The sequence below is a fragment of the Actinomadura sp. DC4 genome (genome assembly GCF_030406325.1).
Classification (GTDB): domain Bacteria; phylum Actinomycetota; class Actinomycetes; order Streptosporangiales; family Streptosporangiaceae; genus Actinoallomurus.
The window spans coordinates 252,048-276,584 of the sequence record NZ_JAUEQY010000007.1 but is presented as its reverse complement, the minus strand read 5'-3'; the positions used below and the strand labels follow the sequence as shown (position 1 = coordinate 276,584).

General features: G+C 72.9%; 14 protein-coding genes. 6 read left to right on the top strand and 8 right to left on the bottom strand.

Annotated features, from left to right (window positions below; all coding sequences use genetic code 11):
- Window positions 1-3 precede the first annotated feature (3 nt).
- The 5 genes from QWU11_RS14545 to QWU11_RS14525 form a co-directional block, all read right to left on the bottom strand.
- Window positions 4-1,332 carry an HEXXH motif domain-containing protein gene (locus QWU11_RS14545; protein ID WP_290108587.1) on the bottom strand — a complete coding sequence of 443 codons (1,329 nt, stop codon included), beginning with the start codon at window positions 1,330-1,332 and terminating at the stop codon, window positions 4-6.
- The gene (locus QWU11_RS14540) at window positions 1,329-1,712 is read right to left on the bottom strand and encodes a hypothetical protein (RefSeq protein WP_290108704.1); all 384 of its coding nucleotides are present in this window, start codon (window positions 1,710-1,712) and stop codon (window positions 1,329-1,331) included. Before QWU11_RS14540 ends, QWU11_RS14545 begins: the two co-directional genes overlap by 4 nt.
- The gene (locus tag QWU11_RS14535; protein ID WP_290108700.1) at window positions 1,643-2,401 is read right to left on the bottom strand and encodes a hypothetical protein; all 759 of its coding nucleotides are present in this window, start codon (window positions 2,399-2,401) and stop codon (window positions 1,643-1,645) included. The genes QWU11_RS14540 and QWU11_RS14535 overlap by 70 nt, the downstream gene beginning before the upstream one ends.
- A 225-nt stretch (window positions 2,402-2,626) precedes the next feature.
- Window positions 2,627-3,487 (bottom strand): hypothetical protein, encoded by an 861-nt coding sequence (locus tag QWU11_RS14530; protein ID WP_290108586.1) that lies wholly within the window; start codon window positions 3,485-3,487, stop codon window positions 2,627-2,629.
- 71 nt (window positions 3,488-3,558) lie between these two features.
- Complete coding sequence (locus tag QWU11_RS14525; RefSeq protein ID WP_290108582.1) at window positions 3,559-7,971, bottom strand: tetratricopeptide repeat protein; 4,413 nt, start codon at window positions 7,969-7,971, stop codon at window positions 3,559-3,561.
- Between the two features lie 281 nt (window positions 7,972-8,252).
- On the opposite strand from QWU11_RS14525, the gene QWU11_RS14520 reads away from it, so the two are divergent.
- Genes QWU11_RS14520 through QWU11_RS14510 form a run of 3 tightly spaced genes read left to right on the top strand, consistent with a single transcriptional unit; the run spans window position 8,253 to window position 13,810 of the window.
- Window positions 8,253-12,044: a helix-turn-helix domain-containing protein gene (locus tag QWU11_RS14520; RefSeq protein ID WP_290108579.1), complete on the top strand. Its 3,792-nt coding sequence runs from the start codon at window positions 8,253-8,255 to the stop codon at window positions 12,042-12,044.
- A gap of 60 nt (window positions 12,045-12,104) precedes the next feature.
- On the top strand, window positions 12,105-12,932 hold the full coding sequence (locus tag QWU11_RS14515; RefSeq protein WP_290108577.1) for a TIM barrel protein: 828 nt from the start codon (window positions 12,105-12,107) through the stop codon (window positions 12,930-12,932).
- Window positions 12,929-13,810 (top strand): NAD(P)-dependent oxidoreductase, encoded by an 882-nt coding sequence (locus QWU11_RS14510; RefSeq protein ID WP_290108539.1) that lies wholly within the window; start codon window positions 12,929-12,931, stop codon window positions 13,808-13,810. The genes QWU11_RS14515 and QWU11_RS14510 overlap by 4 nt, the downstream gene beginning before the upstream one ends.
- On the opposite strand, the gene QWU11_RS14505 is transcribed toward QWU11_RS14510, so the two are convergent.
- Window positions 13,789-14,802: a 1-aminocyclopropane-1-carboxylate deaminase gene (locus QWU11_RS14505; protein WP_290108528.1), complete on the bottom strand. Its 1,014-nt coding sequence runs from the start codon at window positions 14,800-14,802 to the stop codon at window positions 13,789-13,791. The two genes, QWU11_RS14510 and QWU11_RS14505, sit on opposite strands and share 22 nt — an antisense overlap.
- Window positions 14,803-14,965: 163 nt before the next feature.
- Here QWU11_RS14505 and QWU11_RS14500 point away from each other — a divergent pair, with 163 nt between their 5' ends.
- On the top strand, window positions 14,966-15,196 hold the full coding sequence (locus QWU11_RS14500) for a hypothetical protein (RefSeq protein WP_290108526.1): 231 nt from the start codon (window positions 14,966-14,968) through the stop codon (window positions 15,194-15,196).
- 39 nt (window positions 15,197-15,235) lie between these two features.
- Here the strand turns inward: QWU11_RS14500 and QWU11_RS14495 are convergent, their stop codons facing one another.
- A complete protein-coding gene (locus QWU11_RS14495) occupies window positions 15,236-16,912 on the bottom strand; it encodes a discoidin domain-containing protein (RefSeq protein WP_290108525.1) in 1,677 nt (558 codons plus the stop codon).
- 27 nt (window positions 16,913-16,939) lie between these two features.
- Entirely contained in the window at window positions 16,940-19,861 is a 2,922-nt protein-coding gene (locus tag QWU11_RS14490; protein WP_290108502.1) for a glycoside hydrolase family 3 C-terminal domain-containing protein, read from the bottom strand.
- 351 nt (window positions 19,862-20,212) lie between these two features.
- Here QWU11_RS14490 and QWU11_RS14485 point away from each other — a divergent pair, with 351 nt between their 5' ends.
- Both QWU11_RS14485 and QWU11_RS14480 read left to right on the top strand, forming a co-directional pair.
- Window positions 20,213-23,476 (top strand): glycoside hydrolase family 3 C-terminal domain-containing protein, encoded by a 3,264-nt coding sequence (locus tag QWU11_RS14485; protein WP_290108500.1) that lies wholly within the window; start codon window positions 20,213-20,215, stop codon window positions 23,474-23,476.
- An 86-nt stretch (window positions 23,477-23,562) separates the two neighbouring features.
- Window positions 23,563-24,486, top strand: coding sequence for a LysR family transcriptional regulator (locus QWU11_RS14480; RefSeq protein ID WP_290108497.1), 924 nt, complete (start codon window positions 23,563-23,565; stop codon window positions 24,484-24,486).
- Window positions 24,487-24,537 lie beyond the last annotated feature (51 nt).

The following is a 24,537-nucleotide window of genomic DNA, read 5'->3' as shown; positions in this document are numbered from 1 at the left end:
CGCTCAGGTCAGCCCGGCCGTGGAGGGCAGCTCGCCGTTGTCGCGCCGCCAGTGCGCGCGGTGGCGTTCCTCCTCGCGCCGGGCCTGGGCGGCCGCGGCGGCCGGTACGGGCTCGTCCGCCCAGCTCCGCAGTGTGCCGTACATCCCGGAGACGAAGGTCGTGCCCGCCGGCGTCAGCCGGTCGCACGCCCGCAGCGTGCCCACCACCAGGTCGACGGCGGCCCGCCACCGGGCGAACTCCGCGTGGGCCTCGGCCGCGGCCTCGCCGGTCTCGTGCGTACGCTGGCGGCGCCAGAAGGCCGTCACCCCGAGATAGGCGTACGCGCCCTGGAGCAGGCCGCTGACCGGGCGCGGGTCGTCCCGCCACGGGGCGTAGTAGCGGCTGCCGTCGTCGGGCAGTGCCAGGTCCACGAGTTCCAGGAGCACGGCGAGCTTGCCGTGCTGGATCTCGTGGGCGAGCGTCACCGCCATCGACCGGGCGCTCGGCGGGGTGGACATCGCGGCGCAGCCGATCGTGTCGGGCGCGGTCGCGCTGACCTGTCCGTGGTCGGGCGGCGACAGGGGCGTCAGCACCCGCAGGCCCGCGCCGATCTCCTCGGCGGCCACCCGATGGTGCCGGACCAGCGTCTCCCAGGCGGGGCCGAGCGCCGCGTCCCACAGGCGGGCCTCGTCCGCGCCGAGACGGCCCGCCACGTTCCTCATCGCCGGCATGCGGTACGGGTCGAGGTCGTCGACGAGCAGGTCCAGCGCCTGGCCCCCGGCGTGCGCCGTGAGCCGCCGCAGGCCCTGCCAGCCCGGCGCGTCGGTGTGAGGGTCGGCGGGGATGCGCACCGTACGCCCGTCCGCGCCGGTGATCTCGGCCCCGGCCGGGCCGGCGCGGACGATCGCGCGGCCTGGGGCGACGTCCGCGGCGCCGAGCGACGGCAGCGAGAGCAGGCCCTCTCCGGCGGTCACCTCCAGCGTGCGCCGGGCGCCCGCGCGTACGGCCGCCGCTGCGGCGAGCGCCTCCATGCGGCCGGGTGCCGAGGCGTCCCCCGTGGCCAGGCTCCGTACCGTGTGCTGCGCCCAGGCGCCGGTGGACGGGTGGCGGAGCACGACGTCGACGGCCCCCGGGGCCTCCTCCTGCAGGGCGCTCAGGAGTTCGAAGCCGCGTGCCGCGCCGGCGGCGTCCGGGTGGCCGGTGGAGGCGGCGCGTTCGACGACGCCGCGGATCAGCAGCAGGCGTTTGCTGTACTCCACGTCGGCCAGGGCGGTGACGGCCGACTTGGTCCCACCGCCCGCGGCGAGTGCGGCGAAGGTCTCCGCGGACAGCCGGTGGGTGCGGAGCCTCATCGCCGCCCTCCCTGGAGCAGCGCCTCGCGGCGGTGCTCGATGTCGGCGGCGACCGCGCTCCGGATGTGGGTGATGAGCCGGAACAGGTCCGGCCCGTACACCGAGGGGTTGGCGAAACCCCGTCCCGCGCGGTACCGGTGGGCGTAGAGGCCGCCGCCGCAGACGCGGCGCACCTGGCAGGCGTGGCACTCGGCGGACAGGGCGCGTTCGCCCATCTGGCGCGCCGCGGTCGACGGCAGCCGCAGCACGTCGTCGAACGAGTGCCGCAGGACGTGCAGTCCCGTCACGGACGCACCGTCGTACGCGGACTTCAGCATGTCGGACTGCTCGATGCCGCCGTCGGTCTCGACGACGACCATGCCGACGGGCGACAGGCCCACCGCCTCGCTGGAGGACGTCCCGCCGAGGAGTAACTGGATGATCTCGGTGAAGAGCCGGATCTCGGTGTGCTGCCCCGGCGTCCGGTACCAGCGGTCGAAGATGGCGATCCGCCAGTCCGCGTACGGCGTCGCGGACGAGCCCGGGACGCGGCCCGGCGGGGGAGCGGACCAGTTGCCGTGCGGAAGGAGAAAGTCGATCTTCGGCGGGTCGAAGGCGAGCAGGGCCTCGTACGTCGCCAGCGGCGGGTTGCGGACGTCGATCGTGCACAGCAGCCGCCGAACAGGTGACGAAAGGAGGGCGAGGAGAGCCGGCCGAGGGCCTCGGCGACCGCCGCGTGACTGCCCCGGCCGCCCGCGAACCGCCGGTGCCGGTCCTGCGCCACGGCACCGCCGTCGAGGCTGACCCCGACGCGTACGCCGAGCACGTCGAGGAGCCGGAGATAAGCGCCGAGCCGGACGCCGTTGGTCTGGATGGAGGCTCCCACCTGCGCCGGTACGGCCCGGCGGACGGAGCGCACGGCGTGGGCGATGAGATCGGCGCCGGCCAGCAGCGGCTCGCCGCCGTGCAGCACGAGCTCGACGGAGGCCAGGTCGTGGGCGCGGACGTGCTCGCCGATGCGGGCGGCGACCTGGTCCACGGTCGCCGGGGACATCCGGCGCGGCTGATCCCGCCACCGCTGGTCCGCCATCTCGTACACGTAGCAGTAGTCGCAGGCCAGGTCACAGCGGCTGTGGACCTTGAGAACGAACTCCCGGAACGGCGTGGGCCGCCAGCCGGTGGCGAGAAGAGCGTCGACATCGAGAGTTGCCGGCCATTCCGTGCCGGACGGCCCCCGATTCACCGTCACGCCTCACCAGCCCGAAGGGTACGGCGCGCCATGCGCATTGGATGAACCAGATAACTATGTGCGTCCTTACTGTGCTTCGTCAAACTCTGTATGACTTTGCGCTGATCTCGGGATCGGTGTCCTGTTTGTCGACAAAGCGGAGCCCACCGGCGGACGCCGGCGGTCGATGACCTTGCTGCCCAGGACGAGATCGCCTTCGACATGGACCTCTTCGTGGAAGTGGGCGCCCGGGCGGTCGCCGGGCGGAGCGGCGGGCTCGATCGCGTGCCGGGCGGTGCGCGGCCCGGACACGTACATCCAGGCCGAGATCTGGGACTCCTTCACCTGAAAGCGCACCGGCGTGAACATCCGGGGGTCCACCAGGCCGCGGTCGTTCTTCAGGACCGTGTCGAACACGTGACCGGAGGCCATGAACGCGAGGTCGGCGTCCGACGCCGCCAGCGCGTCACGCAGAGGAGGCGCGTCGAGCAGCCGCGCCGTGTGGATGATGGCGTCCGCGTTCAGGCCCTCCGCGTCGGCGGTGACCGGGCCGACGTGCAGGGCGGCCCGGAGCCGGATGCGTACGGCCTCGCCGGCCTGCCCGTTGTGCCGCCGCAGCTCGGCGGCGAGCAGGACGAGCAGGGGGTCGGCGACCGCGCGGGTCGGCACCTCCGGCGGGACGATCACCAGCACGCCGTCGCCGCGGTCCTCGTGGTAGCACGCGGTCCACGACACCCCGGAGTCCTCGAACGCGCCGGCCACGATCTCGTACATGCGGGTACGGACGAGCTGGCGGTCCGCCTCGGTCCGGCAGGGCGCGCTGAATCCGGCGACGTCGGTGTAGAAGATCGAGCAGTTCAGCGCCGACCGGCCCAATGGGGTCCGGGCGGTCGTCAGATCCTCACGCGGCGCGGAGACCGGTCCGCGCCGCCGCCAGTCGTCGAGCACGCGGCTCACCTCCGTTGTCGTGGCCCTGAGGCCGGGGCCGGCTGGCCGTGTGGCCGCCGGCGGTCAGTGGCTCAGCCGGCGAGACGCATGAGGTTCAGCCGGTGCTGAGCCTGCTCCGCGTCCTGCCGGTCTCCGGTGCGCCCGCAGGCCGCGACCGCCTGGGCGAAGTACTCCCCTGCGGTGTCGTGCCGGGCGAGTGAGAGGTGGATGTCCCCGAGCAGGAGCAGGCTCCGGCCGCGTCCCCAGTGGTCGCCGATGTCGCCCTGAACGCGCAGCGCGCTCAGCGCGTACCGGCACGCCTGTTCGCCGGACCCGCCCGCGAGGTGGATGCGCGCGATGCTGTCGAGCGTCTCGGCGATGCCCCGCCGGTCACCGATCCGCTCCCGTACGGCCAGCGCCTGCCGCGCGTACCCGTGCGCGCCGTCGAGGTCGCCCATCCGCCGCAGAAGGCGCGCCATGGTGCTCAGGCAGTCGCCCTCGCCGTGCCGGTCGCCGATCTCGCGGCGCAGTGACAGCGCCTCGGTCACGTGGTCGAGCGCTTCTGAGTAACGCTCGTAGTAGCGGTGGACGCGGGCCAGCAGGTCGAGGATCTCGCCCTGGCCGCGGCGGTCGCCGGTCTGCCGGCGGATGCGCAGTGACTCGCGGCCGGAGGCCAGCGCCGCCTCCTGGTCGCCCAGGCGCCAGCGCGCGTGCGCGAGCGTCCCCAGGCTCTCGGCCTCGCCGCGCCGGTGGCCGATCTCCCTGTGCAGGGCGAGCGCCCGCTCGGCCAGGGCGACCGCGCGTTCGTTGCGGCCGAGCTGGCGGTGAGAGTGCGACAGGGTGTCCAGCGTCTCGGCGATGCCGCGGCGGTCGTCGAGTTCGGTACGGATGCGGAGCGCCCGCTCGGCGCAGTCGAGCGCCTCCTCGTACCGCGCGAGGCGGTGGTGGCTCCGCGCGAGGTCGTCCCAGGCCTCGCCCTCGGCGTCCAGGTCGCCGATCTTCTGGTGGATCGCGATGGCCCGGCGCGCGTGGTGCACCGACGCGGCGTACGCCGCCTGATGACGGGAGACGGCGGCCAGGGCGCCCAGCGTACGGCCCTCGGCGGCGAGGTCGCCGATGCTCCGTTCGATGCGCAGCGCCGCCTCGAAGGAGTCCAGCGCGGAGGGGTAGCGGGCCAGCTCGCAGTGGATGAGCCCGATCGTGTGCCGGGTCTCCGCCTCGCCGTACCGGTCGCCGACGGCGCGCCGGATCTCCAGGGCGGCGTCCAGGTGGCCGAGAGCGTCGTCGTGGTGGCCGAGGTGCCAGTGGACCCGCCCGATGAGGGTGAGCGACTCGGCCTCGCCCGCGCGGTCGTCGATGCTCCGCTTGACGCCCAGCGCGACCTGCGCGACCTGCAGCGCCTCGGCGTACCTCGCCTGCCGGCGGTCGATGTGGGCGAGGGTGAGCAGGTCGTCGCTCTCTCCGTGCAGGTCGCCGGTCCGCCGGCAGATCGCGAGCGACTCACTCGCGCAGGCGCGTGCGTGCTCATAGCGCGCCGAGCGGGAGAAGATACGGGCGAGCACGTAGAGGGTGTGACTGGCTCCGCCCAGGTCGCCGATCTCCCGCTGGATGGCCAGGGCCTCCTCCGCGCGCTTCCGTGCCTCGTCGTACGCGCCCTGGTGCCACCGGACGAGCGCGGCCTTCGCGCCGCACTCCGCGATGCCGCGGCGGTCCCCCGTCTCCCGTCGGATCCGCAGCGACTTCTCGACGTGCCCGGCGGCCTCGCGGTACCGGGCCAGGCGGATGTCGATGCGGGCCAGCACGTCCAGCGTCACGCCCTGCCCCGGGCGGTCGCCGATGTCGCGCTGGTGCCGCAGCGCCGTGACGGCGTCCTCCACGGCGCGCTCGTGGTCGCCGGTACGGCAGCGGATCCGGGCGATGGTGGAGAGGCTCTCGCCGATCCCGAACCGGTCGCCGGTCGACCGGCGGATGTCCAGCGCGGCTTGGGCGTGCAGGAGGGCGGCGGCGTACTCACCGGCACTGCGCTCGATCTCCGCCAGGTTGTTCAGCGACTCCCCGCGCCCGTACCGGTCGCCCATCCTGCTCTGCAGTGCCAAGGCGTTCTCGGCGTCCTGGCGCGCGTCGGCGTGCCGGCCGAGGCGCCGCTCGACCATGGCGATGACGTTGAGCGTCGAGGCCACGCCGTACCGGTCGCCGATCCGCCGCCGGATCGCCAGCGCCTGCCGCGCGTGGCCGATCGCCTCGTCGTACTTGCCGAAGTCGTGCTGGATCGTGGCGATCGTCGCCAGCGACTCGCCCGCGCAGTGCGGGTCGTCGATCTCCCGGCAGATCCGCAGGGCGTCGAAGGCGCTGCGCAGCGCGGCGGGGTAGTCGCCGAGCTTGCGGAGGACGTGCGCCCGGCTGTTGAGGCTCATCGCCGTCCCGGCGAGATCGCGGATGTCCTCGCGGATGCGCAGCGCGTCGGCGGCGTGGCGGAGCGCCTCGGCCGAGCGTCCCGTGCGCCGCAGGATGCGGGACAAGATGTCCAGCGCCTCGCCCTGGCCGCGCCGGTCGCCGATCCGCTTTCGAACGGCGAGCGCGCGTTCGGCGTAGTGCAGCGCGCGGTCGCAGCGGCCCAGGCGGCGCAGCACCCGCGAGATCGTCTCCAGCGCGTCGGCCTCCCCGGGGCCGTTGGACAGCGTCCGGTGGAGGCGTAGCGACTCGCGGGCGTGGTGCAGCGCCTCGCCGTAGCGCGCGAGCCGCCAGTGGACCTGCGCGATCTTCTCCAGGCCCTCGGCGAAACCGAGCCGGTCACCCTGTTCGACGAAGATCTTCAGAGCCTTCTCGCCGTGCTCCAGCGCCTTGTCGTAGCAGCTGCGTAAGCGTTCGACGCGTGCCATGGTGTTGAGCGCCCACCCCTCCAGGCGCGGTTCGTCCAGCGCGGTGAAGATCTCCTGCGCCTTCAGGGCGTCCTGGGACGCCTCGGCGTACTTTCCAAGGTCGCAGCGGACGACCGCGAGCTGGTCGAGCATCAGCGCCTCGTGCCAGCGGTCGCCGGTCGAGCGCGCGGCGGCGAGACCGAGCTCGTGGATCTCGATGTTGTCGCTGCCGTGCTTGCCGCGCCTGAGGAAGGGGGACAGCGCGTCGGCCAGACCCCAGGCCAGCTCACACCGGCCCATCGCGCCGGCCTGGCGGGCCGTGGCGACGAGCGCGGCGCGTTCCTCCTCGAACCAGACCAGGCACTTCTCGATTCCACGCCGCTCGCCGTGCGGGAGCACGGCGCCGCCCGGCTGCCCGCCGAGCACCACCGCGGCCGCTCGCGCCGACGACAGGTACCAGTCCTGCAGGCGCCGGACCGCCGCGTCGACGTCCTCATCGCTCTCCTCGTCGCGGAGACGTTCCCCGGCGTACTCCTTCAACAGCGCGTGCAGCCGCAGCCGTCCGGGTGTGCGCTGCTCGACCAGATGGTTGCCCATGAGCCCGCGCGCGAGCCGCCGGGCGCCGGAGGTGGACAGCTCGAGCAGCGCGGCCAGGCACTCCGGCCCGAAGTCGGGACCGGGAATCAGGCTCAGCCGCCGGAAGGCCCGCCGCCGCTCGGCGTCGAGGGTGTCATAGGACAGGTCGAAGGCGGAGCGGATGGCCAGGCCCGGGTCATCCTCGATCGCGAGCATGTCGAGCCTGTCGCCCGACGTCAGCTCCTCGACCAGCGCGGCCACCGACTCGAACGGGCCCGCCGCCAGCCCGGCCGCGGCGATCCTGATGGCCAGCGGCAGCCGGGCGCAGGACTCGGCGAGGTCGGCCACCGCACGCGGCTCCCGCTCGCTGCGCTCGGCGCCGAGCAGGTGGGCGGTGAGCCTGCGGGAGTCCTCGGAGGAGAGCGGGTCGACCGGTACGGAGACCACGCCGTAGCGGGCGGCCAGCCCCTCCAGGTGGGTACGGCTCGTCACCACGACGAGGCATCCGGGCCCGCCGGGCAGCAGCGGCACGACCTGCTCGGAGCGCGCGGCGTCGTCGAGGACGACCAGGACCTGCCGGTCCGCCAGGATGGACCGGTAGAGCGCGGCCCGGGGCGCCTCGTCGGCCGGGATGTCGTCGGTCGCCATGCCGAGCGACTGCAGCAGCCAGAAGAGCATGCGGGCGGGCGCCATGGCCTGCTCGGTGGACGGTCCTCGCAGGTCGAGGAAGAGCTGGCCGTGCGGGAAGCCGCCGGCCACCCGGTGCGCCCACTGCACGGCGAGTGAGGTCTTGCCCACCCCGGCCATGCCGTGGATCGCGATGATGGTGACCGACCGCTGCTCGCCGGCCGCGTCGAGGGCGCCGTCCATCGCCGACAGCTCCGCCTCGCGGCCGACGAACGAGTCGGGCGCCATGGGCAGCTGGCAGACCCGCGGCGTCAGCCGGGGCGCGGCCTGCAGGATCACCTTGTCGCCGGCGACGATGTCGCCGGCCGCCCGCACCGGGCCGTGGAACAGCGCTTCCGTCCCCGGCGGGACACCGTCGTCTGGGTTCGTGTCATGTCGTTTCATGGCCACTCCCTCGTGTGCCACTACTGCGACCGGAACAGGACAGCCCCCGGCCCTGTGTCACCCGCCACTGCGCCGGGCCGCGCCCCGCGATGCACTGGGGCTGTCGCCTCCGACCGGGCACCCCTCGCACCCGTGACGAGCCGGACTTCCTCCCCGTGTTCCGGTCCGATACATGCAGGAGACCGCCCTATGACATCGCGCACAAGCAGGTCACTCAACACTCGGACAAAGCCGTACAAAGATTTAGACCGTCCCCGGTCATCGTCCTGTGACGGTGGGTGATGGCGGCGGCGAACGGCCTCCCCGATCCGGCACGCATCCTCACACGACGGGACTTCGCCGTCGCGCTGACCCGGGTACGGGAGATGAGCGGGCTGACCGTACGGGAGGTGGCGAAGGCGGCGGACGTGCCCGCCAGCAGCCTGGGCGACTACTACGTCGGCCGGCACCTCCCGCCGCTGCGGGCCGACCGGCTGCCCGCCATCCTGCGCGCCTGCGGCCTGGACGACTCGCGGGAGATCGAGGGCTGGCTCGAGGCGCTGCGCCGCGTACGCCCGCGGCCCGGCCCGCGGTCGCAGGAGAGCCGGGCGCCCTACCTCGGCCTGGCGAGTTTCCAGGTCGAGGACGCGGAGTGGTTCTTCGGCCGGGAGGCGCTGACGTCCGCGCTGGTCGCCCGGGTGCTCGAACGCCGGGAAGGCGTGCTCGCGGTCACCGGCCCGTCGGGCTCGGGCAAGTCGTCCCTGCTGCGAGCCGGACTCATCCCCGCTCTGGCCGCGACGGCCACGCCGCTGCTGGTCACGCCCGGCGCGGATCCGGTCGGCGAGCTCGCCCACCGGCTCGCCGGCCTCGCCGGGCGTTCCGACGAGATCGTCGCCGAGATCCGCGGCGCACCGGAACGGGCGGCCGAACTCGTGACCGAGCCCCTCGTGGTCATCGCGGACCAGTTCGAGGAGGTGTTCACCGGCGGCTGCACGGAGGCCGCGCGCACCGCGTACCTGCGGGCCCTGCGGGCGATCGGGGCCCGGCCGTCCGCCGCGGTCGTGATCGGCCTGCGCGCCGACTTCTACGCACGGGCGCTCCGTCACCGTGAGCTGGCCGAGATCCTGCAGACCTCGCAGATCGTCGTCGGCCCGATGAGCGAGACGGAGCTGCGCCGGGCGATCACGGCCCCCGCGCACAAGGCCGAGGTGTCGCTGGAGGAGGGCCTCGCGGACCTGCTCATCGGCGACCTTCGCGCGTCCGCCCACGATCCGGAGGCCGGCGACGCGGGCGCCCTTCCGCTGCTGTCGCACGCGCTGCTGGAGACATGGCAGCGGCGGCACCGCCGTACGCTGACCATCGCGGACTACCGCGCCAGCGGCGGCATCGGGGGAGCGGTGGCCAGGACGGCGGAAACCGCGTACGCCGGGCTGAGCGGCCCGCGCCAGCGGATCGCCCGGCAGATCTTCCTGCGGCTGGTGTACATCGCCGACGGCACCGGGGACACACGGCGCCGGATCACACCGGGCGAGCTCCCGCCGGGTGAGGAGGTGACCGGGGTACTCGACCACTTCATCGAACAGCGGCTCATCACCGTGACCGACGAGGAGTTCGACCTCGTCCACGAGGCGCTCCTGGGCGCCTGGCCCCGGCTGCGCACCTGGCTCGACGAGGACCGGGCCGGCCTGCGCACCCACCGGAGGCTGACCTTCGCCGCCGAGGTGTGGCGCGACTCCGCGTACGACCCGAGCACCCTGCTGCGGACCGAACGCCTCGCCGACGCCGCCGAATGGGCCGAGGATTCGCGCAACGCCGCCGGCCTCAACGCCCTGGAGCGCGACTTCCTCGCCGCCGCTCTCGACCACGAGCGGGCCGAGCGGCGGTCGGTCCGCCGCCGGGTCCGCCGGCGTCAGCAACTGATCGCCGTGCTGGTGGCGCTGTCGCTGGCCGCCAGCGCGCTGGCGGCCTTCGCCTTCCGGCAGCGCACGCTCGCCGACGACCAGCGGGACCTGGCGATCTCCCGCCGGGTCGCCGTCGAGGCGGGCAAGCTGCGGGCCAAGGACGTCGATCTGGCCGGCCAGCTCTCACTGGCCGCCTACCAGGTGGCGCCGACCCAGGAGGCGCGGTCCGGCCTGCTGGAGTCCTACTCCGGGCCCGGGGTGACCCGCGTCCTCGGCTCGCCGGGCGTCCTGCAGAGCGTCGCCTTCACTCCCGACGGCAAGCGGATGGCCACCGGTGGCACCGACCGGACCGTACGGCTCTGGAACGTCGCCGACCGCGCGCACCCGGTCCCCGCCGGTCCTCCGCTGCGCGGGCATCGCGACACGGTCTACTCCGTGGTGTTCGGACCCGGCGGCCGGCTCGCCAGCGGGGGAGGCGACGGCGCGGTGTACCTGTGGGGCCCCGGCGGCCACGCGGTACGGATGCCCGCCGGGCCGCGGAGCACCGTCTACTCGGTGGCGTTCAGCCCCGACGGCCGTACGCTCGCCGCCGGCAGCGCGGACTCCCACGTCTACCTCTGGGACCTGACCGGCGCTCCCGTGCCGCTGACCGGACCGGGCGGCGCGGTGCAGTCCGTCGCCTTCAGCCCGGACGGCCGTACGCTCGCGGCGGGAACCGCGGGCGGCTCGGTGCGGCTCTGGTCCCTGGCCGGTCGGCCGCGTCCGCTCGGCGCTCGGCGTACCGCGTCGGCGAAGGCGGTCTTCGCGGTGGCCTTCAGCCCGGACGGGCAGACCCTGGCCTCGGGCGGCGCCGACGACACCGTACGCCTGTGGTCCCTGCCCGGCCTCAAGCCGCTCGGCCGCCCGCTGACCGGCCCGAAGGGATGGGTCAACTCGGTCGCCTTCGCCCCGGCGGGCCGGGCTCTCGCCGCGGCCGGCTCGGACGGCCGGGTCTGGATCTGGGATCGGGTGAGCCACGCGAACATCGCCTCGCTGCCCCATCCCGGCCCGGTGACCGCGGTCGTCTTCCTCACCGCCGGGTCGCTCGCCACCGCCGCCGCCGACGGTACGGCCCGGATCTGGGACCTGCCGGGTCCGGTCCTGTCCGCGCCCGGCGGCGACATCTTCTCCACCACGGTGAGCGCCCACGGCCACGTACTGGCCACCGCCACCTCCGGAAACACGGCACGGTTGTGGAACCTCGCCGACCCGCGCCACCCCACCCCCCTGAGCCCGGTGATCGGCGACGACGTACGCGTCGGCCGCGCCTCGGGCGCGAGCGGCCTCAGCCCGGACGGGCGGACGCTGGCCGTCGGCGGTGTCGACGGAGGCTCGCAGCTGTGGGACGTCGCCGATCCCGCGCACCCCGTTCCACTGCCGCTCCGGCTGACCGGACCGGCGGCGGCCATCCAGGGCTACGCGTTCCGCCCGGACGGCCGGCTGCTCGCCGCCGCGAGCAACGACCGGAAGATCTGGCTCTGGGACATCACCGATCCACGCCACCCGGTCCGCCTGCCCGCGCCGCTGACCGGCCCGGCCAACTACGCGTACGCGCCGGCCTTCAGCCCGGACGGGCGGACCGTCGCCGCCGGCAGCGCCGACTTCCACGTTTACCTCTGGGACGTGACCGACCCGCGCCGGCCGGCGGCGCTGGGCGGGCCGCTCACCGGCCACACCGGCTACACGTTCACGACCGCCTTCAGCCCCGACGGGCGGACGCTGGCCACGGGGAGCGCCGACAACCGGGTCCTGCTGTGGGACGTCACCGACCGCCGCCATCCGCGCGCGTACCCGGTCGCGCTGACCGGCCCGGAGAACTACGTCTGGTCCGTCGCCTACGACGGCACCGGCCGCAGGCTGGCGGCGACGGCGGGGGACGGAAGCGTCTGGATGTGGGACGTGCGCGACCCACGCCACCCTGAGGCCGTCGCCACCATCGCCGGATCGCCGGACGCCGTCTACACCGACGTCTTCGACCCGGACCGCCCGGTCCTGGTGACCGCGGGCGTGGGCGGGACGGTACGCCTGTGGAACACCGACCCCGCCCAGGTCGCCGCCGGACTCTGCGCGAGCGCCGGAACCCCCATCACCCGTACGGAGTGGAGCCACTACCTGCCCGAACGCCCGTACCGTCCGCCGTGTGCGGCGCGCTGACCAGGCCGCCGCGTATGTTCTAGCGTGTCCCCGCCCGACTCCCTGAGGGAGACGCCGGTCATGACGCGGTACCTCGCCAACTGCTCGCTGCTGTTCACCGAACTGCCCCTGCTGCGCCGCCCGGCCGCGGCGCGGGAGGCCGGGTTCACGGCGATCGAGTTCTGGTGGCCGTTCGCCTCCCCGGCGCCCGCCGACGCCGAGGTGGACGCCTTCGTCGCGGCGGTCGACGGCTCCGGTGTGCGGCTCGCCGGGCTGAACCTGTTCGCCGGCGACCTCGCCGGGCCTGACTGCGGCGTGCTGTCCATCCCCGCCCGTACCAACGAGTTGCGCGACAACCTCGACGTCGCCACCGGCATCGGCGAGCGGCTCGGCGTACGGGTCTTCAACGCCCTGTACGGCAACCGCGTCGACGGGGTCGCGCCCGAGGCGCAGGACGAGACGGCCGCGGAGAACCTCGCGCTCGCCGCGGCGGCGGCCGGCCGGATCGGCGCGACCGTCCTGATCGAGCCGGTCAGCGGGCCGAAGCCGTACCCGCTGCGCACCGCCGACCAGGCCGTCGCGGTCGTCGACGCCGCGCGTGCGGCGGGCGTGGCCGGCGTCGGGTTCCTCTGCGACCTCTACCACCTGGCGAGCAACGGGGACGACGTGCCCGCCGCCATCGCGCGCCACGCGGCGAAGATCGCGCATGTGCAGATCGCCGACGCGCCCGGGCGCGGCGAGCCGGGCAGCGGCGACCTCGACCTGACCGGGTACCTCGCCCTGTTGCGCGATCATGGATACGACGGATGGGTCTCGCTGGAGTACAAGCCGACGACCACGACCGGGCAGAGCCTCGCGTGGCTGCCACGAGAGCGGCGTGCCGGACCGCCGCCGGAGGAGGGATCGTGACCACTGTCGCCTTCATCGGCCTGGGGATCATGGGCGGCCCGATGGCCGCCAACCTGGTGGACGCGGGCTTCGACGTCATCGGCCACAACCGCAGCCGGGAGAAGACCGAGCGGCTGGCCGCACGTGGCGGCCGGGCCGCCACGAGCGTCGAGGAGGCCGTACGGGACGCCGGCGTCGTCGCCACGATGCTGCCCGACTCCCCGGACGTACGCGCGGTACTGGCCGAGGTCTTCGCGCACGCGCGGCCGGGGACGCTCGTCATCGACTTCTCCACCATCCGCCCGGACGTCGCGGCCGAACTCGCGGCCGAGGGTGCCGGGCGCGGCCTCCGTGTGCTCGACGCGCCGGTGTCGGGCGGCGAGCAGGGCGCGATCGACGCGGCCCTGTCCATCATGGTCGGGGGCACGGAGGAGGACTTCGCGGCCGCCGCCCCGGTCTTCGACGCGGTCGGCCGTACCGTGGTGCGCGTCGGCCCGGCCGGCGCCGGCCAGACCGTGAAGGCGGCCAACCAGCTCGTCGTCGCGGGCACGATCGAGCTCCTCGCCGAGGCGATCGTCTTCATCGAGGCCCACGGCGTCGACACCGAGGCCGCTCTCAAGGTCCTGGGCGGCGGGCTGGCCGGCAGCGCGGTCCTGGAGCGCAAGGGCCCGGCGATGCTCGCCCGCGACTTCACCCCCGGATTCCGGGTCGAGCTGCACGACAAGGACATGGGCATCGTGACCGCCGCCGCCCGCGAGGCCGGTGTGGTCATCCCGCTCGGCGCCGCGGTCGCCCAGCTCATCGCCTCCCTTCGTGCCCAGGGCGACGGCGGCCTGGACCACTCCGCCCTGCTGGGGCTGGTGGCCCGGCTGTCCGGTCAGGAGAAGAGCGCGCTGTAGCCGTTGAGCGCGGGCTGGCCGCCCAGGTGGGCGTACAGCACGGTCGCGTCGCGGGCGATCTCACCCCGGCTCACCAGGTCGATCAGCGCGGCCATGGACTTCCCCTCGTAGACCGGGTCGGTCACCATGCCCTCCGTACGGGCCGCGAGGCGCATCGCGTCCAGGGTCGCCTCGTCCGGGATGCCGTACGTGCCGGCGTGGTAGCGCTCGTCCAGCTCCACCTCGTCGGCGGCCGGCTCGCGGGTCACGCCGATGAGGGCCGCGGTGTCGCGCGCGATGCGGGTGATCTGTTCGCGGGTCGCGGCCGGCTCGGCGGACGCGTCGACGCCGAGTACGCGGCGGGGCCGGTCGCCGGCCAGCGCGGCGAAGCCCGCGACCATGCCCGCCTGTGTGCTTCCGGTCACCGAGCACACCACGATGGTGTCGAAGAAGACGCCGAGCTCGCGCTCCTGCGCCACGAGTTCGTGCGCCCACCGCGCGAAGCCCAGCCCGCCCAGCGGGTGGTCCGACGCCCCGGCCGGGATGGCGTACGGCCGGCCGCCGCGCTCCTCGATCTCACGCAGCGCCCGCTCCCAGCTCTCCTTCACGCCGATCCCGAACCCGGCACGTACGAGCCGGACGTCCGCGCCGGCGAGGCGGCTGATGAGGATGTTGCCGACCTTGTCATAGACCGCGTCCGGCCAGTCGACCCAGCTCTCCTGGATGAGCACGCAACGCAGGCCGGCCCGCGCCGCGACCGCGGCGACCTGCCGGGTGTGGTTGGACTGGACGCCGCCGATCGACACGAGCGTGTCGCACCCCTGCGCGAGGGCGTCGGCGACGAGGTACTCCAGCTTGCGCGTCTTGTTGCCGCCGAAGGCGATTCCCGAGTTGCAGTCCTCGCGCTTGGCCCAGACCTCGGCGCCGCCCAGGTGGGTGGTCAGCCGGTCCAGCCGGTGGACGGGGGAGGGGCCGAACAGCAGCGGATACCGCTCGAACGAAGTGATCGACATGACGGGCTCCCGTGATCGCCGGCGACCCGCGCATGGTAGGCGCCGTTCTCGCCCGGGACAACGACCAGAGGGGGACCGGCCGCGGAGCCGCTGTGACGCTTCTCATCGCGTTCCTCGACGACGAGGACACGGGGGCTGGGCCTTCTTCCCGGACAAGCAGGTGGTGATCGACAAGCAGCTCGAAGAACAGGAGAAGCAGGCGGCCCGGCAGCGCTACATGGCCCTCGCCGCGACCAAGGCCGTCACCCGCCGTAACAAGTACCCCGGCGGGCCGGGCACCGAGGTGGGCACGGTGATCGCGGGCCTCGTCGACGCGCTGAACCAGTATCTGCACGATGTGGACATTTGCAGCCGATGGTTTGAAAAATCGGCGCCCGGCGCGTCTGAAAAGTGACGGACGGCGCGGGCCCGCACGGCCCGCACCGTCCTCGCGTCAGGTCGCGTAGACCGCCAGTTCGGCGATCTGCCCGGCCGGCCAGCCGGTGTTGGCGGTGACGTTCACCCGCACGTAGCGGACGGTCGCCGGGGTGAACGTGACCGTCACGGTGTTGCCCGACGCCGGGTCGAACGTACGGGCGGCCGAGCCGCTCAGCGTGCTGAACGACGAGCCGTTCGCACTGCCCTGGATCGACAGGGTCTGGTCGCGCCGCTCCCACGACGGGGGCAGCTTCAACACGACGCGACCGACAGCGGCCCCGGCGCCCAGGTCCACCTGCACCCACTGGGGGAAGGCGTTGTTGGCGCTCTCCCAGTAGGTCCCCGCGTTGCCGTCGACGGCGTTGCCCGACCCGTAGACCTGCGTGTGGCTGCTCTCCGACGTGCCCTTGCCCGCCGCGAGGTCCGGGTTCCCGCCGTCACCGCCGAGGACCGGCTGCGTCGGCCGGTTCGGGGTCAAGGCGAGCTGACCCTTGAGCATCCGGCCGCCGTCGGCGGTCAGGCGCAGGTAGTAGTCCGAGGAGCAGGTCGTACCGTCCTCGTCCAGCGCCAGCATGCCGGAGTTCGTCGGCACCATGCCCGCGTTCTCGGCGGTCTTGGCGATCTGGTTGCCCTCGTTGTACTCGTCGAACATCGAGATGTAGATGCCCTGCGCGCCGACGCGGACCATGTTGTAGAACTGCCGCCACATGAAGTCGCCGTGCTTGCGCTGGCGCTCGGAGACGTCGCCGGGCAGCACGCACGGCTGGTAGTCGATGCCGTGGGCGTTGCAGTCGGCCTGGTCGGGCACGTTGATGTTCTGGTAGATCGAGTCGGACCCGGCCGCGTCGCCGATCGCGCCGACCATCCACGGCGAGATCATGTTGAGCGCGTGGTAGACGTCGCCGTACCCCGCGCGCGAGCCGCCGTCGCCCGTACGCCACTCGCGCGGCACGCCGCCGATGACGTAGCAGCCCTGCCCCTTGAACCAGTTGATGACGTCGAGGCACGCGGCGGCGCTGAACGGATGGTTGCCGTCGTTGAAGCCGAAGCCCCAGACGCACACCACCGGCTTGCCGTTCTGCCGGGCGTACGCCGAGGAGGCGGTGTGCGCCTTCATCTTGTTCGTCCAGTCGGTCTTGATCTCCGGCTGCATGTTCGTCCAGCCGCTGACGTCGTACATGATGTAGAACTTGCGGCCGGTCCCCTCGGCCGCGCTGCGTACCTTGGCGGCCATGGCGTCGCGGGTGGGACCCTCGCCGCCCGTCGGGTTGAAGCGCTGGAGCGCGGCCGTGTCGCAGCCGTTGTCCCGCATCCAGCCGAAGTGCGTGTCGACCGTCTGCTGGTCATAAGAGGAGAACAGCGTGGCCGGCCGGCCGTTGCCCAGGTTCGCGTACGCGGTCTGGTAGCCGTGGGCGTACTCCCGCATGTCCGGCCAGGCCTTGATGCCGGTGTTGCCGGGAGAGGGCGGCTGGCCCCAGTTCTGGCTCCAGTGCCACCAGCCGTTGATCGGCGCGCCGTCGCCGGCGCAGGCGAACCAGCCCTGGTAGCCGACGGTGATCTTGCCGACGACGTCGCCGGGCGGGCTCGCGGCGCTCGCCGGGGAGGCGAGGGCGGACACGAGAGGCGATGACGTCGCGGCGAGCACCGATCCGGCCATCGCGGAGGTCATGAACCTCCGGCGGGAGATGGTCACGTTCATCCCTTTCATCGGTAAGGCGCGTCAGTCGTTGATGAGGTCGAACTCTTCCCACGGCCCGATCGCCGTACGGTTGGCGATCAGCGCGGCCGCGCCCGCGTTCTCCGCGGTCACGTAGTCGTTGTTCGCGTGCGCCCGCAGGCTGACGCTGCCATCGGAGTTGTTCAGCAGGTCGAAGGTCTGCGCCGCGCCGGCGCTCGCCGCGTTGGCGATCAGCGGCGACGTCCCGGCGGTGACGAACTGGTTGTTGGCGTGCGAGCGGAGCGCGACGGCGCCGCCGCCCTGGTCGACCTCGTCGAACTGCTCCCACGGCCCGATCGCCGTACGGTTGGCGATGAGCGGCGCGGCGCCGGCGCTGTCCGCCGTGACGTACTGGCCGTTGACGCGCGCCCGCAGCGTGATCACGTGGTTCGCCGGCGTGCCGACCTGCACCTGGCCGGTGAGGCGGATGTCGCGGGAGGACGCGCCGACCAGGACCTGGTTCGTCCCGCTCGCGTTCGTCCAGCCGGCGCCGCCCCAGTACTGGAAGCTGCGTGCGTCCAGCGTGACGGTCGCGTGTTTCGTCTGCCCGGGGTCGAGGGCGACCCGGGTGAAGCCGCGCAGGTTCTTCGGCGGCTCGCCGGTCGAGGACGGCTGGCCGACGTAGACCTGGGCCACCTCGGTCCCGGCCCGCGATCCGGTGTTGGTGACGTCGAAGCCGACGGCGACGTTGCCGGAGGAGTCCGGCGTCCCCACGGTCAGGTTCTTGTAGCCGAAGGTCGTGTAGGACAGGCCGTAGCCGAACGGGTACATCGGCGTCTTGTTCTTCGCGTCGTACCAGCGGTAGCCGACGTTCAGGCCCTCGGAGTACTGCACGGTGCCGTTCTGGCCGGGCCACTGCGCCGGTGTGCTCGCGGGCACGTCGGCCAGGCTCTGCGGGAAGGTCACCGGCAGCTTGCCGGAGAAGGCGACGTCGCCGTAGAGCAGCGCGGCGATGGCGGTCCCGTCCACCTGGCCCGGGTACCAGTTCTCGACGATGCCCTTGACCGCGTTCGCCCACGGCATGGTGACCGCCGAGCCGCTGTTGACCACGACCACCGTGTTGGGGTTGGCGGCGGCCACGTCGGTGACCAGCGTGTTCTGGTCGCCGGACAGGTCGATGCCGCCCAGGTCACCGCCCTCGCCCTCACCGTTGGAGACGAACACGACCGCGAGCTGCGCGGTGCGCGCCGCGGCGACGGCCTCGTCGTGGAGGTTCTGGTTGGGGATCTGCCAGCCGAGGCTGACCTGGCTGCCGCCACCGTCCTGGAAGTAGTCCACCTCGACGCTGACCGGCTGCCCGGCGGTGAGCGTGACGCTGCCGGTCTTCGTCGTCGGCGGCTGGTCCGCCCAGTTGTTGATGACCTGTTGCCCGTTGACGAACAGCCGGCTGCCGTCGTCGCTGGTCAGCGCGAACTGGTACGTCCCGGTCGTCGGCGGCCTGAGCGTGCCGGTCCACTTCACCGACCAGCCGTTGCCCGGGAGGCCGGACGCCGGCGGCTGGCCGCCCCACAGGAAGTTGACGTTCGGGTCGTTCCTGGTGAGGACCGGGGTCCCGGTCATGCCGGTGTTGTCGTAGTACTGGCCGGTCAGCCCGGTGCCGGAGCCCGAGGACGGCGTGAGGTAGGAGGAGTCCACGACCTGCCCGTTCGGCGAGGCGACGCCCTGGGCGTACGTGACCGTGCCGCTCGCCCGGGACTTGATGCCCTGGTACGGGGTGACCACGGAGGCCAGCGTCGAGGGGTTCACGTGCGCGCTGCCGCCGCCGGCGGTCATCGCGTTCGCCCCGGCATCGTCGCCGATCACCGCGACCGAGGACGTCGACGATCCGATCGGCAGGATCGGGCCGCTGTTCTTCAGCAGGACGCTGCCCTCTTCGGCGACCTTGGTCGCCGTCGACACGTGGGCGGCGGAGGTGACGGTCGCGCCCATGTTCCCGGTCGGCGGCGAGTCGAACAGGCCGCGTGCGAACATCGAGGTCAGGATCCGCCGTACGTGGTCGTCGATGGTCGCCTGGGACACCTGCCCGCTGTTCAACGCGGCGGTCAGGGCGTCGCCGAAGTACGTGCTGCCGGTCATCTCCTGGTCCAGGCCGTTGTTGGCCGATGCCACCGTGGAGTGGGTGCCGCCCCAGTCGGAGGTCACGAAGCCGGAGAAGCCCCACTGCTGCTTGAGGACGGTGGTGAGCAGCCAGCCGTTCTCGCAGGCGAAGGTCCCGTTGACCGACGCGTACGAGCACATGACCGAGTCGGCCTTGGCCTGCTGGATCGCGGCCTCGAAGGCGGGCAGGTAGATCTCACGCTCGGTCCGCTCGGCGACGACGGCGTTGTCCTGGGCCGTGTTGCGGTACGTCTCCTGGTTGTAGACCGCGTAGTGCTTGACCTGCGCCATCGGCCCCTGGCCCTGGATCCCCTGGATCTCGGACGTGCTCAGCCGCGCCGCGAGGTACGGATCCTCGCTCAGCGACTCGAACGAGCGCCCCCAGCGCGGGTCGCGGTCGATGTTGATCGTCGGGCCGAGCACGGTGTTGGCGCCCTTGCCCCACTCCTCAGCGCCGACGACCTTGCCGTACTCGCCCATCAGGTCGGCGTCCCAGGTCGCCGCGCCGGCCACCGGCGCGGGCAGCTGGGTCACGCCCGTCGCGCCGTCGGCGACGCCGGCCGGGCCGTCCTGAAGCCGGAGCTGGGGGATGCCGAGCCGGGTGTTGCCGTCGACGCAGGCGCCGTAGTCGCAGGACGCGCCCTGGTGCATCATCGTGATCTTCTCGGCCAGGGTCATCTGCGCGAGCAGGGCGTTCGCGCGGTCGACCGGAGCGAGAGCCGCGTTCTTCCACGGCCGCGCCGCCGCCTCGGCCGGTACGATCGCCACGCCCAGCGCCCCCGTCAACATCCCGATGACGGCGAGGGCCACAAGCAGGGGTCTTTTCACTGCGACTCCGATTCGGAGACTGTCCGTATTTTGCATGTACTTATCTGACTTTTGCGCGACTTTGTCAAGGTTTCAGAGTAAAGCTGCCGCTTGACAGCATGAGTGACCCGGGTCACTCTGTTGGCTGAGAGCGCTCTCAGCGCCGAGAGCGCGCCACCGTTCCCCCGCACGTCTCCGCCTCACACCCCGCCAGGTGTGGCAGGACCGGCACGGTGCGCCGGCTCTGGACGCTCGCCCCTCCTCCGGGCACGCGTCCCCGTCCGTGCGCGCCCCGCGGCACTCCGCCCGCCGCCTCCGGACCGGCCACCACCTCGATTCGCCGGTGCCGCCCCCACCGGCCGAGGAGCCGTAATGCCGCGCGTTCGCCCCAGACGCACACTCCAGCCGCTGCGTTCGCTGATGGTCGTCCTGGTGGCCCTCATCGGGCTCATCGCCGCCTCGACCGCCGTCGCGCCGCCCGGCCGCGCCGCGTCCGTCCTGCTCTCCCAGGGCAAGCCGACCACCGCCTCCTCCACCGAGAACGCCGGCACCCCGGCGACGGCGGCCACCGACGGCGACGCCGGCACCCGCTGGTCCAGCGCCGCGGCGGACCCGCAGTGGCTGCGCGTCGACCTGGGTGCGAGCTCCACGATCAGCCAGGTCGTCCTCCAGTGGGAGACCGCGTACGCCACGGCGTTCCAGATCCAGACCTCCGCCGACGGCTCGGCCTGGACGAACGTCTACTCGGCCACGGCGGGCACCGGCGGCACGCAGACGCTGAACATCACCGGCACCGGCCGCTACGTGCGGATGTACGGCACGGCGCGCGCCACCGCGTGGGGCTACTCCCTGTGGGAGTTCAAGGTCTACGGCACGGGGGCGGCCGCGACCTGCGGCACCGCGGACTCCGCACTGCACCGGACGGCGGCCGCCTCGTCCGCCGAGAACGCCGGCACCCCGGCCTCGGCGGCCACCGACGGCGACGCGGGCACCCGCTGGTCCTCGGCGTTCGCCGACCCGCAGTGGCTGCAGGTCGACCTCGGCTCCTCACAGCAGGTCTGCGGGGCCCGGCTGACCTGGGAGGCCGCGTACGCGACGGCGTTCCAGATCCAGGTCTCCGCCGACGGGAACACCTGGTCGACGATCTACTCGACCACGACCGGCGCCGGCGGCGCGCAGGCCCTGAGCATCACCGGCACCGGCCGCTACGTGCGGATGTACGGCACGGCGCGCGCCACCGCGTACGGCTACTCGCTGTGGGAGTTCGCGGTCTTCACCGTGGGCGGCGGCGACGGAGGGGGCGGCGACGGCTCCTGCCCGTGGGTGGGCTCGACCGCTCCGGTCGCCCAGCGGGTCGCGCAGCTCATGGCGCAGATGACCCAGGACCAGAAGATCACCATGCTGCACGGCAACGGCAACTCCTCTCCGTACATCGGCAACACCAGCGCCATCCCGTCACTGTGCGTCCCGGCCCTCGGCCTGCACGACGGGCCGGGCGGGGTCGGTGACGGCTTCGGCGGCGTCACGCAGCTTCCCGCGCCGGTGGCCGGCGCCGCGACGTTCGACACCGCGCTGGAGCAGCAGTACGGCGTGGTGGCCGGCAATGAGTTCGCCGGGAAGGGTGTGGACGTCGCCCTCGGCCCGACACTCAACATCGACCGCGACCCGCGCTGGGGCCGCGGCTTCGAGAGCTTCAGCGAGGACCCGTACCTGACGAGCCAGATGGCCGTCGCCCAGATCAAGGGCGTGCAGAGCCAGGGCGTGATGGCCCAGGCCAAGCACGCAGCGGTCTACAACCAGGAGACCTACCGCAACGGCAGCGCGGACAACGCGATCGTCGACACCCGTACGCTGCAGGAGATCTACCTGCCCGGCTTCCAGTCGGCGGTCACGCAAGGGGCCACCGCCTCGGTGATGTGCGGCTACAGCGTGATCAACGGGACGTTCGCCTGCCAGCACCCCTACATCCTGAACACCGCGCTCTACCAGCAGGCGGGGTTCTCCGGATTCGTGACCTCGGACTGGGGCGCGCTGCACTCGGCCGCGCCGGCGGCCAACGCCGGCATGACCATGGAGATGCCCGGCGCGGCGTTCTTCAGCGACCAGCTCCGGCAGGCCGTGGCCTCCGGGCAGGTCACCCAGGCGACGCTGGACACGATGGTCGGCCGGGTGCTGACCCAGATGTTCGCGTTCGGGCTCTTCGACAAGACCAAGACCGGGTCGACCGGCGCGGTCGTCACCACCGACGCGCACAAGGCCACCGCGCGGCAGATCAGCCAGGAGAGCACCGTCCTGCTCAAGAACGCCGGCGTGCTGCCGCTCTCCACGACGACCACCAAAAAGATCGCGGTCATCGGCGGCGACGGCGGAGCGGGCGTCGCGAGCGTCGGCGGCGGCAGCGCCACGGTCACCTCGTCCGGCACGGTCTCGCCGCTGACCGGCATCCAGAACCGCGCCGGCTCCAGCGCCACCGTGCAGTACGAGGCGGCGGACGGGACCGGCGGCATCGACCGGGCGGTCGCCCTGGCCAAGGCCGTGGACGTGCCGATCGTCTTCGCGACCTACCCGCAGAACGAGGGCTCCGACAACACCTCGATCGACCTGCCCGGCCAGCAGAACCAGCTCATCTCCTCGGTGGCCGCGGCCAACCCGAAGACGATCGTGGTCCTGCACACCGGGTCCGCGGTGACCATGCCGTGGCTGAACCAGGTCGCCGGGGTGCTGGAGGGCTGGTACTCGGGCCAGGAGGTCGGCAACGCGCTGGCCGCGATCCTGTTCGGCGACGTCAGCCCGTCCGGCAAACTGCCGGTGACCTTCCCGGCGAGCCTGGCCGACGTGCCCGCGCACACCACGGCGCAGTGGCCGGGCAACGGCACCCAGGTGCAGTACTCCGAGGGCTTGAAGGTCGGCTACCGCTGGTACGACGCGCAGAACATCACACCGCTCTTCCCGTTCGGGTACGGCCTGTCGTACACGACCTTCGGCTTCAGCAACCTGCAGGTCGGCGCGCTCGGCTCAAGCGGCGCGACGGTGACCGCCACGGTCACCGACACCGGCGCGCGGGCCGGCGCCGAGGTCGCCCAGCTCTACGTCGGCGACCCCGCCTCGACCGGCGAGCCGGTGCACCAGCTCAAGGGCTTCCAGCGGGTCGACCTGCAGCCCGGCCAGAGCCAGACCGTGCACTTCACCGTCACCGCGCACGACCTGGCGCACTGGGCGGACCCGTCCGGCTGGACGACCACGCCCGGCACCTACCAGATCCTCGTCGGCGACTCCTCCCGCAACCTGCCGCTGAGCGGCTCGGTCAACGTGACGAGCGCGCTCCGCAGCAACGTCTCGGGAGTGTCGAGCCACAGGAGCACGGTGACGATGCTGAACCCACGCGGCATGAGCAGCCCCGTGAACGCCGGGGTGTCGCTGCCGGTGAAGGCGGTGACGACCGCCGGCGGCGACCTCACCTTCACTGCGAAGAGCCTGCCGGCCGGCCTGTCGATCAGTCGCTCCGGGGTCATCTCCGGCAAGGCCCGCCACGCCGGCACCAAGACGGTCACCGTGACCGCCACAGACGCCACGGGCGCCGCGGGACACGTCAGCTTCGTCTGGACCACCACGAAGCGGCCCCGTCACTCGGGTTAGTGTGTGGGCGGCCCGTCCTCTCGGGTACGGGCCGCCCATAGTCAATGACCTGGGGTTATCCGACTGACGTCATATAACGTGGGCTGGTGGAGCTCCGCCAGCTGGAATCGTTCCTCGCCGTCGTCGAAGAGGGGCAGTTCGCCCGCGCCGCGCGCCGGCTGTTCCTGTCGCCGCCGGCGGTGACGGGCCACATCCGCCGACTCGAACGCGAGATCGGCATGCCGCTCCTCGAACGCTCTCCGCTCGCGCTCACCCCCGCGGGCGAACGCCTCATCCCGCACGCGCGAGCGGTCGTGGAGGCCGCGCGGCAGGCCTCCGACGCGGTCCACGACCTGCGGGCCGGGAACGCCTGCGTACCGCTCCGCGTGGGCGTGATGGCGCCGGGCTCGGCGGAGCTGACCCCCGCCGTCCTGCGAGCCTTCCGGCAGGCGCATCCGGGGATCCGGCTGACCGTCGAGAGCCTGAGCTTCACCGAGTACGTCACGCCGCTCCTCGACCGCCGGGTCGACGTCGCCTTCGTACGCCCGGCGCCCGAGGACGAGCGGCTCGCGGTCGAGCCGCTCACCGTCGAACCCCGCATGATCATCGCCCCGACGGCCTGCGAGATCGCCGACGCCGAGCAGGTGCGGGTCGCCGACGTGCTGGAGCTGAGCTATGTCAGCCTGCCCGAGACCACGCCGCGCAGGTTCGCGGAGTACGGCTACCTCATGGCGGTGCGCGGCGGCGTGCCGCCCCGTCGCGGATCGGACCAGGTGCGGTCGGCCCAGGACCTGCTGACCAGCGTCGCCGCCGGTCAGGGCGTGGCGTGCACGCTCCACTCCTTCGGCCGTTACTACCGCTGGCCCGGCGTCCGCTGCGTGCCGGTCCTCGACGCCCCGTGGGAGGCGAGCGTGCTCGCCACCCGCCGGGACGACCGCCGGCCGGAGGTGCGCGCCATCCGCTCATTGGCCGTGACGCTCGCCCGCGACCTGGGCCCGGCCCTCGTCCCGACTCCGACGCTGTCGGCGTAGCCCGGCCCGCCGGACGGCCGCCGCGGCCATACGAGGCCGCGGCGGCCGTTT